The organism is Amycolatopsis decaplanina DSM 44594 (assembly GCF_000342005.1).
In the GTDB taxonomy this organism is placed as follows: domain Bacteria; phylum Actinomycetota; class Actinomycetes; order Mycobacteriales; family Pseudonocardiaceae; genus Amycolatopsis; species Amycolatopsis decaplanina.
This window is the reverse complement of sequence record NZ_AOHO01000019.1, coordinates 224,226-238,726: the sequence shown is the minus strand read 5'-3', so window position 1 is coordinate 238,726 and position 14,501 is coordinate 224,226. Positions and strand designations below refer to the sequence as shown.

General features: G+C 67.7%; 10 protein-coding genes. 1 reads left to right on the top strand and 9 read right to left on the bottom strand.

The window, feature by feature from the left end:
* Window position 1: 1 nt before the first annotated feature.
* From H074_RS02360 to H074_RS02325, 8 genes are all read right to left on the bottom strand, one after another.
* Complete coding sequence (locus tag H074_RS02360) at window positions 2–985, bottom strand: alpha-ketoacid dehydrogenase subunit beta (protein ID WP_007028413.1); 984 nt, start codon at window positions 983–985, stop codon at window positions 2–4.
* Complete coding sequence (locus H074_RS02355) at window positions 982–1,956, bottom strand: thiamine pyrophosphate-dependent dehydrogenase E1 component subunit alpha (RefSeq protein WP_007028412.1); 975 nt, start codon at window positions 1,954–1,956, stop codon at window positions 982–984. The genes H074_RS02360 and H074_RS02355 overlap by 4 nt, the downstream gene beginning before the upstream one ends.
* Window positions 1,953–6,740, bottom strand: a complete 4,788-nt coding sequence (locus H074_RS38685; RefSeq protein WP_007028411.1) for a non-ribosomal peptide synthetase — start codon at window positions 6,738–6,740, stop codon at window positions 1,953–1,955. Before H074_RS38685 ends, H074_RS02355 begins: the two co-directional genes overlap by 4 nt.
* A gap of 11 nt (window positions 6,741–6,751) precedes the next feature.
* On the bottom strand, window positions 6,752–8,701 hold the full coding sequence (locus H074_RS02345; RefSeq protein ID WP_007028410.1) for an amino acid adenylation domain-containing protein: 1,950 nt from the start codon (window positions 8,699–8,701) through the stop codon (window positions 6,752–6,754).
* Entirely contained in the window at window positions 8,694–9,923 is a 1,230-nt protein-coding gene (locus H074_RS38680) for a cytochrome P450 (protein ID WP_007028409.1), read from the bottom strand. Before H074_RS38680 ends, H074_RS02345 begins: the two co-directional genes overlap by 8 nt.
* The gene (locus H074_RS38675) at window positions 9,920–11,068 is read right to left on the bottom strand and encodes an LLM class flavin-dependent oxidoreductase (RefSeq protein WP_007028408.1); all 1,149 of its coding nucleotides are present in this window, start codon (window positions 11,066–11,068) and stop codon (window positions 9,920–9,922) included. The genes H074_RS38680 and H074_RS38675 overlap by 4 nt, the downstream gene beginning before the upstream one ends.
* Window positions 11,069–11,123: 55 nt before the next feature.
* Complete coding sequence (locus H074_RS40615) at window positions 11,124–11,387, bottom strand: acyl carrier protein (RefSeq protein ID WP_007028407.1); 264 nt, start codon at window positions 11,385–11,387, stop codon at window positions 11,124–11,126.
* 337 nt (window positions 11,388–11,724) lie between these two features.
* Window positions 11,725–12,732: a ParB/RepB/Spo0J family partition protein gene (locus tag H074_RS02325; protein ID WP_007028406.1), complete on the bottom strand. Its 1,008-nt coding sequence runs from the start codon at window positions 12,730–12,732 to the stop codon at window positions 11,725–11,727.
* 291 nt (window positions 12,733–13,023) lie between these two features.
* Between H074_RS02325 and H074_RS41365 the strand changes: the two genes are divergently transcribed.
* On the top strand, window positions 13,024–13,485 hold the full coding sequence (locus H074_RS41365; RefSeq protein ID WP_235096638.1) for a hypothetical protein: 462 nt from the start codon (window positions 13,024–13,026) through the stop codon (window positions 13,483–13,485).
* Between the two features lie 340 nt (window positions 13,486–13,825).
* On the opposite strand, the gene H074_RS02315 is transcribed toward H074_RS41365, so the two are convergent.
* The gene (locus tag H074_RS02315; RefSeq protein WP_039921284.1) at window positions 13,826–14,431 is read right to left on the bottom strand and encodes a response regulator transcription factor; all 606 of its coding nucleotides are present in this window, start codon (window positions 14,429–14,431) and stop codon (window positions 13,826–13,828) included.
* Window positions 14,432–14,501: the final 70 nt, after the last annotated feature.

Sequence of the window (14,501 nt, the reverse complement as noted above, 5' to 3'; positions counted from 1 at the left end):
CTTACTTCAACGTCGCGTTGATGGCGGCCGTCAGTTGTTCGGGACCCGGCACCAGGGCCTTGTCGAGCGCGAGGGCGTACGGGATGACGGTGCCGTCCGGCCTGCACACCCGCCTCGGCGGTGCCACCAGGTCGAATTCTTCGGCCGCCGTCGCGACGATCTCCGCTCCCAGCCCGCACATGCGGTTCGAGTCGTCGATCACGACCAGCCGCCCGGTCTTGTCGACCGATTTGCGCAGGCACTCCCAATCGAAGGGGTAGACCGTGCGCGGGTCGATGATCTCGATGTCGGCACGGTCGCCGAGGCTCTCCGCGACCTCGATCGCCGTGCCGACGTGCTGGCCCACCGCCACCACCGTCAGGTCGCCGCCCTCCCGGACGACATTCGCTTGCCCAAGCGGGACGATGTCCTCCTCCCCGGCGTAGGACACATCCGTCGCCCCCAGCAGTGACGAGGGAGCGAACACGGCCACCGGGTCGGGATCCTGGATCGCCGACCGCAACAGTCCGTACGCGTCCGCCGGCAGGCCCGGGACCACCGTCTTGACGCCCGCGTGGGCGAGCAGACTGTACGGGTTGTCCGAATGCTGGCCCGCCCAGCCGAAGCGCGAACCCGATCCGGACACGAGATACGTGACCGGGATCCGGACCTGGCCGCCGGTCATCAAGGAGAACTTGTGGGCCTGGTTCACGATCTGCTCGAAGACCAGGTAGATCAGCGAGGAGATCTGGAACTCGATCACGGGCTTCTTGCCCGCCATCGCCGCGCCGGTCCCGAAACTGGTGAAGGCCTGTTCGGACAACGGCGTGTCCAGCACCCGCTCCGGGCCGAATCTGGGCAGCAGTCCCGAGGTGACCCCGCTCGCTCCGACACCGACGTCTTCGCCGAGTAGGAAGACGTCTTCGTCGGCCGCCATCTCGGCGTGCAGGGCGAGGTTCATCGCGTGCATGTAGCCGAAGTTCTCCGGAGAGGGCAGCTCGCTCACAGGATCACCCCCGGCCGGACCGCGGCCGTTCCCGCGTACAGGTACATCAGTGCGTCCTTCGGATCGGGCGACGGGGCGTTCTTCGCGAACTCGACCGCCTCGTCGACGGTTTCCTTGACAGCCGCGTCGATCTCGGCGACGACGTCGTCGCCCAGCTGGTCGCCCAGTAAGGGGATCGGATCCCGCGTGCGCCAAAGGGCCACTTCGTCGGGATCGCGGAACTCGACGCCCAGAAGTTCCAGCACGGAGTGATGTCCGAAGAACCGGTACGTCCGGCATTCCAGGAACGCCGGACCTCCGCCCGCGCGAATCCCATCGAGCAGTTCCGCCGCGGCACCTGCCACCGCCTCGACGTCCATGCCGTCGACAGTGCGCGAGACCATCCCGAAGCCTTCGGCGCGCCGGGCCGCGCCCCCCGCGAGGCCCGACTCGAGTTTGAGGCTCGTCGCGTACTGGTTGTTCTCGCAGACGAACAGCACCGGCAAGGACCAGATCGCGGCCAGGTTGAAGGCTTCGAGCAGGACACCCTGGCTCATCGCCCCGTCGCCGAAGAAGCTGACGACGACCTCCGAGTCGCCGCGGGCCTTGGCCGCCCACGCGGCCCCGGAGGCGATCGCGCCGCCCGCGCCGACGATTCCGTTGGCGCCCAGGATGCCCAGCTTCATGTCCGCGGCGTGCATCGATCCGCCGCGGCCCTTGTTGAAGCCTTCGAGGGTGCCGAGGAGTTCGGCGAGCAGACGGCGCGGGTCCGCGCCCTTCGCCAGCACGTGTCCGTGTCCCCGGTGGGTGCTGGTGATGAAGTCCCGCTCGGTCAGGTTCGCGCAGATGCCGACGGCGACGGCTTCTTGCCCGATGTACGGGTGGATACCGCCGTCGATCTCCCCGGCGATGGCCATCGCCAGGCAGCGTTCTTCGAACTCCCTGATCAGTTTCATGGACCGGTACAGGGCCATCCGGTTTTCACGGGTCATTTTCGAGACAGCCCTTCTGTGGAGGTCCGGACGAGCATTCGGTCGACGTAACGAAGCAGCGCGCCGTCGTCGGGGCTCGGTACGACGATCGGGTCGAATTCGCTGCTCGGCCGTCCGGTGGGAGTAGCGGACCCGAAGAGCAGCTTCAGGATGGCGTGTTCCTCGGGGGAGTGGGCTTCGAGAGCCGAGAGCCAGTCGGCCACCGGCAGGGTGCCGATCCCGGTACCGGTGCTCCGCAGGAGTTCCACCAGGTACGTGAGGCGCATCGGTCGTTCGCCGGCCAGCACGAACCGGCTGCCGTCCCGCCGCTGTTCCAGACCGAGCCGGGCGAGCGCACCCGCCGTCTCGTCCACCGCGATCCACGGTTCCTCGATCTCGGTGTCGGGCGCGGCGCCGAGTTCGAGGATGATCCGCAGCACCCGCAGCATGATGTCCCGCGTGTTCCCTTGCCCGGTGCGCGAATCCCCGACGATCCGGGGCAGCCGGTAGATCGCCGACGGCATCCCGCGCTCGTACGCGGTGGTGATCAGCTGCTCCGCGTGCGACTTGGTCTCCGCGTATCCGCTGCGGGAACCGTTCTCCTCACCGGCGGAAATGGTCGACACGAACTGCAGCCGTTTGAGCCGGGTGGTGGCCGCCAGCCGGATCAGTTCGCGGGTGCCGCCCACGTTGGCGCCTTCGAGCTGTTCGTAGCTGGAGAGCGCGTCGACCCAGGCGCCGTTGTGGCAGATCAGGTCGATTTCGCCCGCGAGCCGCTCGAAAGCCGCACTGGTGAGCCCGAGTCCGGGCGCCGCGAGATCGCCGGGTACAACGGTGATCCGCTTTTCGTCGACGTCGTCCCACAGGCCGTAGCGGTCGAGATTCTCGCGCAGCCGCTGCCATCCCGAGTGTTCGTCGGCCGCGCGGACGAGGCAGTGCACCCGCACGTTCTCGCGCGTCAGCAACTCGCGGACCAGGTACGCCCCGACGAATCCGGTGGCCCCGGTGAGCAGAATCTCCGAGACGGCAACGGATTCACGTGGCGGCAGCGGCTCCGGGAGGACGCCGCGCAACATGGCCTCGGGATCGAACGAGCGCACGTCGGTCCGCCGCTCGCCGTTGATCTCTTCGGCCAGCTTCGCGATCGTGGGTCGCTCGAACAGCGTTCGCAGTGGCAGGTCGATCCGCAGGGTCTCCCCGATCCGGACGGCGAGTTGCGCGGCCTTCAGGGAGTGCCCGCCGACGTCGAAGAAGCTTTCGTCCCGGCCGACGGTTTCGCGGCCGAGGACCTGGGCCCAGATCGTCGCCAAGGTCTCCTCGGTCGGGTTGCGTGGTGGAGCGGTCTCGTCCTGCCGGATGTCGTCTTCAGGCTCCGGGAGTGCCCGGACGTCCAGTTTTCCGTTGATGGTCAACGGAAGTTCCGGAAGCGACACGAACGCCGCGGGCACCATGTACTCCGGCAGTTCGCGGCGCAGTCCGGCGCGCAGGGCTGTGTCGTCGAGAACGCCCGAGACCTTGAGATAGGCGACGAGCCGCTTCTGCCCGGAGCCGTCTTCACGGGCGATGACGGCGGCCTGCACGACGTCCGGACGGGCCAGCAGCGCGGCTTCGATCTCGCGGGGTTCGATGCGGAAGCCGCGGATCTTGACCTGATCGTCGACGCGTCCGAGGTACTCGAGATCACCGTCGGCGTTGTGCCGCACGATGTCTCCTGTCCGGTAAAGCCGGTCACTGGTGGTGTCGTGGTGATTGGGGACGAACTGTTCATCGGTGAGTTCCGGCTGTCCCCGATAGCCCCGTGCGACACCGGGCCCGGCCACGTGGAGTTCTCCCGGTACCCCGGTCGGCGTGAGCCGGCCGCGTTCGTCGAGGACGTACACACGCGTGTTCCCGAGCGGGCGGCCGATGGGGATTCCCTTGGCGTTCTCGGGAACAGGAGCGGGGATCGGGTGACAAGTGGCGAACGTGGTGCATTCGGTGGGGCCGTACCCGTTGAAGAGCCGCGTGCCGGGCAGCGCGGCGACGGCGCGGCGGACATGGGTGACGGACAGCGCTTCGCCGCCGACGAGCAGATGGCGGAGCCCCGTCAGCGCCGCGGTGTCCTCGTCGACGATGTGGTTGAACAACGACGAGGTGAGCCACGCCGTGCTGATCCGGTGCCGGGTGATTGCGTTCGCGAGCGGCCGGGCGGTGAGCACCCGCTCGGTGGAGATGACGCAGGTCGCGCCGGTGAGAAGGGCGCCCCAGATCTCGAAGGTCGCCGCGTCGAAGGAGATCGCCGACGCGTGCAGGACCACCTCGTCCGGGCCGAGGATTCCTTCCGGCAGCCCGGTGACCAGGCGGATGATCGCGCGGTGCTCGATCTCGACGCCTTTGGGGCGGCCGGTCGAGCCGGAGGTGTAGATGACATAAGCCAGGTCGCGCGGCTCCACTCCGGTCCCGAGTGCGGTCGGCGGTTCCTCGTCGAGTGTGGGATCGCCGATCAGGTCGGTCGCGATCACCAGCCGGGCTCCACCGTCGGCGAGCAGGAGCCGTTGGCGTTCCTCGGGATATTCGGGGTCGATCGGCAGGTACGCGGCGCCGGTCTTGAGGATGGCGAGCAAGGCGGTGATCAGCCCGATGGAACGCGGCAGGCACACGCCGATGACCGTTTCCGGTCCGGCTCCCAGTGTGCGCAACCGGTGCGCGAGCCGGTTGGACCGGACGTCGAGCTCCGCGTAGGTCACGGAGTCTTCGCCGCAGACCAGCGCTGTCGCTTGTGGACGGTGGCGGACCTGCTCGGCGAACACCGCGGGCACGGTCGCCGGGGCGGGCAGCTCCGTGGTCGTGTCGTTCCAGTCCTCCGTCAGCAGGCGGAGCTCGGAATCGTTCATCATCGACCAAGCGGAAAGCGGCCGCTCCGGCTCGGCCCCGGCGGACGCGAGCAGATGCCGGAAGTGCCGGGCGAAGCGTTCGATCGTGACCGGGTCGAATACGTCGGCGTTGTAGTCGATCCGCGCTTCCAGCACGCCGTCCCGTTCCGCCACGAGGCATTCGAGGTCGAACGGCTCTGATGGAGTGCCGGCCGGCGCGACGTCCGGCAACGGCCCGTCCACCAGCCGGAGGACGACCTGGGCGAGCGGATTGCGGCTGAAGTCCCGCCGGGGCGCCAGTTCCTCGACAAGACGCTCGAAGGGGATGTCCTGGTTCGCGTACGCGCCGAGCGTGGTCTCCCGCACGCGGCCCAGCAGTTCCGCGAAGGTGGGATCGCCGGAAAGGTCGGTGCGCAGCACCAGCAACTTGGCACCGGCCGCGGGTACTCCGACCGTGACGTCGGTGGTGCGCGCGTAGCGGGACAGGACGACGTCGAAGACCGCCAACAGCGTCATGAACAAGGTGACGTCGTGACGGCTGCTCACTCCGCGAAGTTCCTCGGCGACGACAGGGTCCACGGTGAAGGAGAGCGAGTCGGCGCGATAGGACGCCAGCGGCGGGCGTGCGCGATCCGCCGGCAGTTCCAGCGCCGCCGGCACGTCGTCGAGCTGCTTCCGCCAGTAGTCGAGTTGTCCGCGCAGTGCCTCGAAAATCGGCTCGTCGGGGTGCTCCAGCGTGTGTTCGACCAGCCGGATGAGCCTGCCGACGAGCCGGGTGGCGGTGGACCGGTCGAAAAGACCGGTGCGGAACACCAAGGAGCCGTGCAGCTTGCCGTCCTGCAGATGGGTGACCAGCTCCAGATCGAACCGGGTCGCCACACCCGCCCAGGGCACGCTGGAAATCGCGCCTTCGCCGGGCGTGGGGATTTCCCCGTTGTGCACGACCACGACGTCGAAGATCGCGTTCCGGCCGGCGTCCCGTTCCGGCCGGACCTCCGCGACCACCTGGTCGAACGGCGCCTGCTGATGCGCGTAGGCGTCGACCATCTTGGTACGCGTCACCTTCAGCAGCTCGCGGAACGACATCGACGGCGTGATGTGGGCGCGCAGCACCACGGTGTTCACGAAGAAGCCGAGGACGTCGGCGAACCGGCGGTCGTCACGACCGGCCAGCACCGTTCCGATCGTGATGTCCTCCTGTCCGGAATGGAGGGACAGCAACGCCTGGAACACCGCGGCCACGGCGCTGGACAGCGCACATCGGTTCCGCAGCGCGAAGGAGCTGAAAGCCTTCGTGAGTTCGGCGGGGAGTTCGAAATCGACGTGGTCGCCCGCGAAACCGGGATTACCCGATCGCGGCCGGTCGGTCGGCAACCGCAGCGGTTCGAAGCCGTCGAGCTCACGCCGCCAGTAGTCGATGTGTTCCGCCACCGAACCGACGCCCGCGCGCTGCGCCGCGACGTACTCCTCGTAGGTCACGTCGAGCGGCGCTGGAGTCTCCGACCGGTAGAGCGTGACGACGTCCTCGGTCACGATCTGGATGGACCGGCCGTCGGTGATGATGTGGTGGTTCACCAGGCACAGCACCGCCGATCCGTCGGCGCACTCGACGACCATCGCCCGGATGGGCGGCGCCGCCGCGAGGTCGAACGGTTCGCGGACCAGGTCGGCCGTGTGCTTCTGCCACTCGTTCTCACCAGGGCCCGCGGTCCGCCGCGCCACCGGGATGCGGAAGCCCGGGGTCGGTACGGCGGCAGGCGTCCCCGACTCGTCCACGACGAACCGCCAGCGGAGCACCGGATGCCGTTCGACGAGCGCGCCGAGCGCCCTGTCCAGCGCCTCGAAGTCGACGCCATCGTGGAACCGGAACACGATCGGGATGTTGTACGCGGCGCTGGTCCGGTCGAGTTGCTGCACCAGCCACAGCCGCTCCTGCCCGAGCGACAACCTCATCGATTTCTCCTTCATCGGGCGTTCGCGATCAGGGCCTGTTCGTCGACTTTCCCGTTGCGGGTCAGCGGGATCTCGTCGACCACCACCCACAGGGCGGGTATCGCGTAGCTCGGGAGCAGCCGCGACAGGAACGCGCGCAAGGTGCGGGGTTCCGTGTCCTCGCCGGGGTTCACGACGATGGCCGCCACGAGCTGAGGGCTTTGGTCCGCTTGCCGGGAAACGACGATCACGGCGTCGCGGATACCGGGGTGGCCGGCGAGGATGGTGCCGATCTCCTCGGTTTCGATGCGATGGCCGTCGAGTTTGATCTGCTTGTCCGCGCGGCCGAGGAAGACCACGTTTCCGTTCGGGTCGAGCCGGACCAGATCGCCCGTGCGGTACAGGCGTTCGTCCACGTCGGGGGAGAAGTGGCCGAAGCGCTGCTTCGTTTCGGTCTCGTCGTCGAGGTACCCGTCGGCCAGACCCGATCCGGCCGCGTAAAGTTCGCCGATCGCGCCGGGCGGGACGAGACGGGCGTTCCGGTCGAGCACGAAGACCTTCGTGCCGGCGATCGGCCTGCCGATGGGGAGGGGACCGTCGATCTCCGCGCTGCCGCGCACGGTGTGCGTGGTCGTGAAGGTGGTGTTCTCGGTGGGCCCGTAGCCGTTCGTGAGCACCAGGCCGGGGTGGGCATCGAGCACCTGCGCCGCCGCGTCGTGAGGTACGACTTCGCCTCCGCTCAAGAGCCAGCGGAGTCCGGCGAGCGCCTGCGGCCGGGACTTGGCGACCAGCCGGAACAGGCTGGCGGTCAGCCAGGCGACGGAGACCTTTCGCTCGCTGAAGAACTTTTCGAGCCCCCGGACCGACGGAAGCCGTCCGGGAAAGGCCTCCAGTGTCGCGCCGTTGAGCAAGGTCACCCAGATCTCGTACGTCGACGCGTCGAAGGCCAGCGGAGCCATCCGCAGGACCCGGTCACCCGGGCGCATCCGGAGCTCCGTCGTCCGAGCGAGCCGTGTCACCGCGCGGTGCGGGACGACGACGCCCTTCGGCTCGCCCGTGGATCCCGAGGTGAACGCGATGTACGCCGTCCTTTGTGGATCTTCGTGGTCGGACGCCGTCGGCTCGGGAGCCGCGTCGATTTCCTCGCCCGGGAACCAGATATCGACTCGGGTGAGCTCGCGCAGGACGGGATGGCCGGCAGTGGTGGCGTCGACCACCGCCGCCGCGGGCGCCAGCTTGCCGATGATCCGCGCCAACCGGGCGTCCGGCGCGTCGTCGTCGAATCCCGCGTAGGCGGCGCCTGCCCGGATGATCGCGAGCAGCGCCACGATCTCGCCGACCGACCTCCTGGTGGCGACGAGCACCGTGTCACCGGGCCGGACCCCGGCGCGCCGCAGGACATCGGCGTACCGATCGGCGGCCCGCGCGAGTTGCCCGTAGGTCAGCTCCGCGCTCGCGTCACGGACCGCGACCTGCTCCGGGTGCAGCCGCACCTGTTCCAGGAACAGGGTTTCGATGCCGGCCGGAGGAAGATCGGCACCGGCCAGCGCGTCGAGGATCCGGCGGCGTTCCGGCGCGATACAGCGCACGTCCTGCAGGGAACCGTCGAGGAAGGCCAGCTCGCCCACCGCGGCGGCGACGTCGGCGACGAACCCGTGCCCGGCGTCCGGTACCTCGGTGACGAACCGGACCTCCCCGGATCGCAGATCCGTGTGCAGGGAAGCGAGCACGAGATCCACCGGCCCTTCTTCGGCGACCCCGACCGGGTGGACCGACGCCAGGAAATCCTCGACGCGCGCCTGGTCGTCGAGCTGGACCCGGATCACCCTCCCGGCGACCGAGATCGCGGCCTCGCTCGCCGCCGTCCACCGGCACAGGGTCACCGCGAACGCGGCGAGCACCACCTTCGCGCGCTGGTACTCGGACGGCTCGGCCGCGAGCTCGGTCGTCAGATCGTAGGGAGTGGTGAGCGCATCAGGCATCGGCCTCGCTGCTCCCCGCGCGCTTGCGCTCCAGCCGGACATGGAGGTGATCGGGCCGCCGGAAGATGTGGCCCCGTTCCCGCAGCCGCCAGAAACCCGGCCGGACGCCGTCGAGCGAACCGCTGAGCCGGACGCCGCCGAACCGCTGCGACAAGCGCTCGAACAGCGTGTCGAACTCGGCCAAGGCCAGCTGGATGCCCAGACAGGTGTGCGGGCCGGACGAAAACGCCAGCAGCCGCTGATCGGTCCGCTCCGGGCGCCAGGAGTCCGGGTCCTCGAAAGCGTTCTCGTCGCGGCTGGCGCTGCCCAGCGACAGCAGGAGCGCGGACCGGCGCGGAACGTCGACCCCGTGCAGGTTCAGGTCGGTGGTGGCGTACCTGAGGATGGTGTGGCTCGGCGGCTCCCAGCGGAGCGTTTCGCGTACCACCTGGGTCCGGTACTCCTGGTCCGCCAGTGTCGACAGATCGACATTGTGCGCCAGTACGGCGTACATGATCTTGCCGATGGTGGCGACGCTCGTCTCGGTCCCGGCCAGCAGGAACAGTGTGGCCGTGCCCAGCATGGACTCGTCGAGCGGTTCGCCCGGCGGGAAGACGAGATCGAGGAACGGCATCCGGCCACCCTCGCGGCGGTCGGCGAGCTTGCCCTTGAGGTAGTCGATCAGCTCCGCCTTCGCCGCGAGCGCCGAGTCCAGCGAGGTCGCCGGGAACTCGATCGCGCCGGCCAGCGGCAGGACCCGGGGGCGCAGCCAGGCCGCGTCCTCCGGCGGCAACCCGAACAGCCGGGTGACCATCGCGTAGGGCACGCCGACCGCGACCCGCTCCATGAACTCGACATCGACCTCGTCCTTCGAGCCCATTTCGGCCTCGATCGAGTCGAGGACCTGGTCCACCGCGGGGATGAGGATCTCGGTGCGCAGCCGTTTCACCGACGCGCCGGCGAACAGCGGCATGAACAGCTTCCGCAGATCGCGATGACGGGGTCCGTCGGTGTCCAGCAACGTCCGGCCGAACAGCCGCCTGCTGCTGCGCATCGGGAACCCGCTGCCGACCTCGCGGTCCGCCAGCAGGGCTTGGACGTCTTCGAACCTCGTGACCAGGAAGGCGTTGAACGCCGCCGACCAGTGCACCGGATCCGAGCGCCGGAGTTCTTTATAGATGGGCCAGGGATCGGCGAGGAATTCGTCGGAACTGAAGTCCAGTTTCACCGTGGCAGAGCTCATTTGTCGCCTCCGTTGCCGACCAGTTCGGTCCGGGACTTCAACTGGCGCGCGGCCTCTTCCGAGGTGAGCCGGATGGACTCGGTGGTCCCTTCGAATCCGCCGACGAGGGCGGGCACGACCTCGTGCGCGAGCGCCGTCAGCTGGTCGAGGGTCGCGCGGTGCGAAATCCACCTGGGGACGAAGAAGTTCAGCGATACCGGGTCGCCGACACGGTCGATCAGATCGCGGATCCGGGCGGCGCACGTCGCGGCGTCCCCGACGATGAACCCGCCCGTGTCGACGAGGTTCTGCAACGTCTTGCGATGCGCGACAGGCGAATCGGGGATGGGCATGCCCAAGGTGTTCCGGTACAGGCCCCGGCGCAGCGCGGAAAAACCTTCGAGCAGTTCTTCGACACCCGCGGCGGGGGAGTCCGCGATGTGGACGAAGACGTTGCACCGGATCCGCGTCCCGCCCGCGGACTTGTTCCGATAGGACTGGACGCGCTCGATCAGCGCGCCGACCGGGTCCGGATCCATGCCCGGCCGGATGGAGCCCCAAGGCGGTGCCACGTGGACGGTCGGGGTCGTCGCGGTGTCGGTCAGGAGCTCGATACCGGCCGGGCTCAGCGATGACGCGACGACGGTCTCGATGGCTCCGGGGCCCCTCAGCGGCTGGAGCTGGAGCACGGCCTTCTTCACGGTGAACCACGGTGTCGTGGTGTTGACCGTCTCGCCGTTGAGGAGCGCTTGCACCGTTCCCAGTGCCGCCCGGAAGTGATCGCGGACCGAAGCCGGGTCCACCCCGATCATTTCCATGTCGTGGACGTAGGTCCCCGTCCCGACGCCCAGGATCGCCCGGCCGGCGGTGAGGTGGTCGAGCAGCACGATCCGTTCGGCGACATGCAGGGGGTGGTGATAGGGCAGCGGTATCACGCCGGTGGCGAAGTGAATACGACGTGTCTCGCGGGCCAGCGCCGCCATCAGCATTTCAGGTGAGCTGAGCGTGCTCCAGCCGCTGGAATGGTGCTCACCGAGCCAGATCTCGTCGAAACCCAGGTCGTCGACGAGCCCGCACAGTTCGATATCGCGGTGCAGCGACGCGTGCGGGCTGACCGAAGGGTCGTGAAAGGGAGGCAGGAAGCAGCCGAAGGCCTTTGCGTGCATGATGACTGGAACCCCTTAATCGGTTGTGCGGGGAGAGATCGACGACGGCGTTGCCTCAGGCGGACGGCACCTGCTCCAGCAGGTAGTCGCAGAACTTGTCCACAGTGGTCAGATCTTCGTTCTCTTCGAGGTCGATGAACACATCGAGCTTCGTCTCGATCTTCTCGATGAGCGCCAGGTACTCGATGGAGCTCATGCCCGTCTCGGGGAACTCGGTGTCCGCTTCGATGGTCTGGTTCTCCAGAACGCCGCCCGCGACCTCGGTCAGGAGGGAGAAGATCTGCTGACGCAATTCCGCTCGCGCGTCTTCCGCGTGCATGTTTCCCCTTTGCTGAATCCGCGCGCGAAGGCGCGGATGGATGAGTGCTGAATGATGATTTCGCCGCATTCGAACGCGGCGATTCATTCGATGATCAAGACAGCGAAAGTCACACCAGTGTGCTCGCTGTCGTGCCTCCCAGTGCGCCCGGATGTCCATCCATGCGGGCGATTCCACACCATTGTGTCCCGAAGCGTCCGCGATCCGCAACAGTCCGCGACGCCGGTCTCCCTCATCATTCGGCGGGTTAGGTGACGAAAAGGCTTCGCGTGGAATGAAGTGAAGGGGACTTTCCGTGCGTCGTTCGCACGGAAAGTCCCCTTCGGGCAGGCTCGGCTCAGCGCTTGCGCTTCTGCAGCAGTTCCGCGAACTGCCGCCAATCTTCCGCTCGTGCCCTGGCGAGTTCGGAGATCAATTCCAGCCGGTGTTCCGGGATGTTCCTGGCCACTTGATCCCACTCGTCCCGGTCGTTCAGATGGCCGTCCAGCAGCCGTACCAAGGTTCGTCCCGACTCGGTGTAGCGGATGGTGGGGTCCGATCGGAGCCGCTCCACCGCCGCTTGAGCGTCGGCTCCCGTGGTGTGGGGATCGACGCCTTCGGCCTGTCGAGAGCGTGGCCTCGTCGAGGCGCGTGCCTGGTCCTCGCCGTGGCGGTGCCGATGGCGTACGTCGTGCGCCGTCGCGAGGGAAATGCCCGCGCCACGCGCGATTTCCCGGATCGAAGCGGACGGGTTGCCGGTGAGCAGCTCGTGAGCGCGACGCCGCCCCTGTGCCGGATCCAGCGCGCGGACGCGGCCGTCACGGCCGACATGGGCGTTCGACTGGGGAACTTCCCCACTCGAACGCCGGCGCAGTTTGCCGACCGTCTTGTGCGACAGGCCGGTGACCGCCGCGATCGCCCGGTCGGACCAGTGGGGGCGGACGTCGAGGATCCGGCAGGCGGCGGTCTTGCGGTCGGCGAGGGAAAGCGGCAGCCCGTGTGCGGTGTTCGACTTCACCGCGAGGATGAAGGCGGCTTGTTCGTCCCCGTCGAAGAACTGAACGTTGATCGACGTGGCGTTCTTCAGCTTCGCGGCCTGCAGCCGATGCGTCCCGTCGATCACCCGCATCGTGGGACGGTGCACGAGAATCGGCGGAAGCGGGGCCTCCGTCTCCGCGAGCACCTGCGCGTACGCGGGATCCACGCCCGCCGCCCTCGGGGAGCCTTGCACGGACAACTTGTCGAGCGGGACCTCGACAACCTCGCCGAGCGGCGGATCCGAGCTGACGGCGGCCCACTCGTCTTCCCTCCTGGCTGCGGGGATCTGCGTGCCGTCCGCAGTTTTCTCCTTATGCCAGTTTAACATCCTCTAGCCCCCAGAGCACTTGGTGAATATCAAACCTTTTCAATATTCGAGCTGGTGCGAGTCGTTGTCAAGGTCCGTGAGTCGTAGTCGGTGAGGACTCGGCGTCGCCTGGGTGTTCGACCACCGACTCGGCGTGCGCGGGTCCAAGGTGACTTTCGCCGGGTACTGTGGAGTTCTCAGCTACTGTCCGTCGTCGCGCTGCCGAACGGAACCGAATCACTTGACGGGAGCGCGTCGCCACGCAACCTCTCCAACGAAATTCCGGCGGCGGATAGCGGGACAATTGCTTTCGTGATCGCTTTTCCGTATTTCGCGGCGCCAGTGACGATCCAAGAGATACTGATTATCATGGAAAAGGTCGAAGTCGTCGTCGCACATCATGATTGCGCGACTCTGCGTGCCGGTGACGTGTTCCTGAAGATCGACGCGGGTCGAACACGCACCGACGTCGAGGTCGAGGCGATGGCCATGGCGCCTGTCCCGACTCCGGAGATCCTGTGGCGAAAGCCGCCCGTGCTCGCGCTCGCCGCCCTGCGGGGCAAAGCGCTCGGCCGTCTCGGCGAGCCATCGACGGCTTCCCCCGCCGCGTGGGCCGCGGCGGGCGCCGTCCTGCGGATGCTGCACGACGCGCCACTGCCCCCGTGGCACAGCCTTGATCAACGGAGGATGGGGGACGTTGAGTGTCCCGGATCCTCCGTTGATCATGGTCCGGGACGGGGGCACCTCGCGTCGATGAAGGAGTCGGGACGTTGAGTGTCCTGATTCCTTCATAGACGATCCCGACTACCCGCTGGGGATCGTCGCCCTCGTGTAGATCGGCAGCAGGTAGGCAAATGCCGGTCCGTTCTAACGCGACTTACCACTCACGACCACCGCGCAACGCCACTGGTCACTCCAGTCGCGCAAGCCGCGTTGTGGCGGGTGGCGTGGAGGCGGTGATGTCGCGAAAGCCACTTTCGGGACATCAGACGTCGCGAAAGTGGCTTTCGCGACGCTTCCCCGGGGCCAGGTGTCCGGTGGGGGTGGTCGTGAGTGGTAAGGACGGTTCTAACCGTCCTTACCACTCACGAGCGATCGCGTGCTCTCCAAGCGGTCAAAGCCATTGGGCGTCGGTGGCGATGCGGATCGCGTGTACCCGGTTGCGGGCGTTGAGCTTGGTGACGATCGCCGCCAGATAGTTCCGGACCGTGCCGGGAGACAGGAAGAGCTCGGCCGCGATTTCGGCGACGGTGCGGCCGAGCGCGGTCACCCGCAGGATCTCGATCTCGCGTGTGGTCAGCGGGCAGTCGTCGGATTCCCAGGCGGTGAGCGCCAGTTCGCTGTCGATCACGCGTCGCCCGATCATGACCGACCGCACCGCGTTGGCCAGTTTGTCCGACGGCGCGTCCTTGAGCAGGAAGCCGTTGACCTTCGCGTCCAGCGCGCGCCGGACCGTGCCGGGACGGCCGAGGCTGGTGAGGATCAGCGTGTGGCAGCCGGGCAGGCTTTCGCGGATCTCCAAGGCCGCGGTCAGCCCGTCCTTGCCCGGCAGGTCGATGTCGATGACCGCCACGTCGGGCTGGACCGACTTCGCCGTCGGGAGGATCTGGTCGCCCGAAGCGACTTGGGCGACCACTTCGATGTCGGATTCCATGTTCAGCAGCGCGACGAGCGCCCCGCGAACCATGTGCATATCTTCGGCAAGCAGCACTTTGATCACCACGAAGCACCTCGCACCCCAGTTCAGTGGCTCCGTCGTTATGCTACGGCATTCTCACCCGGTGCGGTGA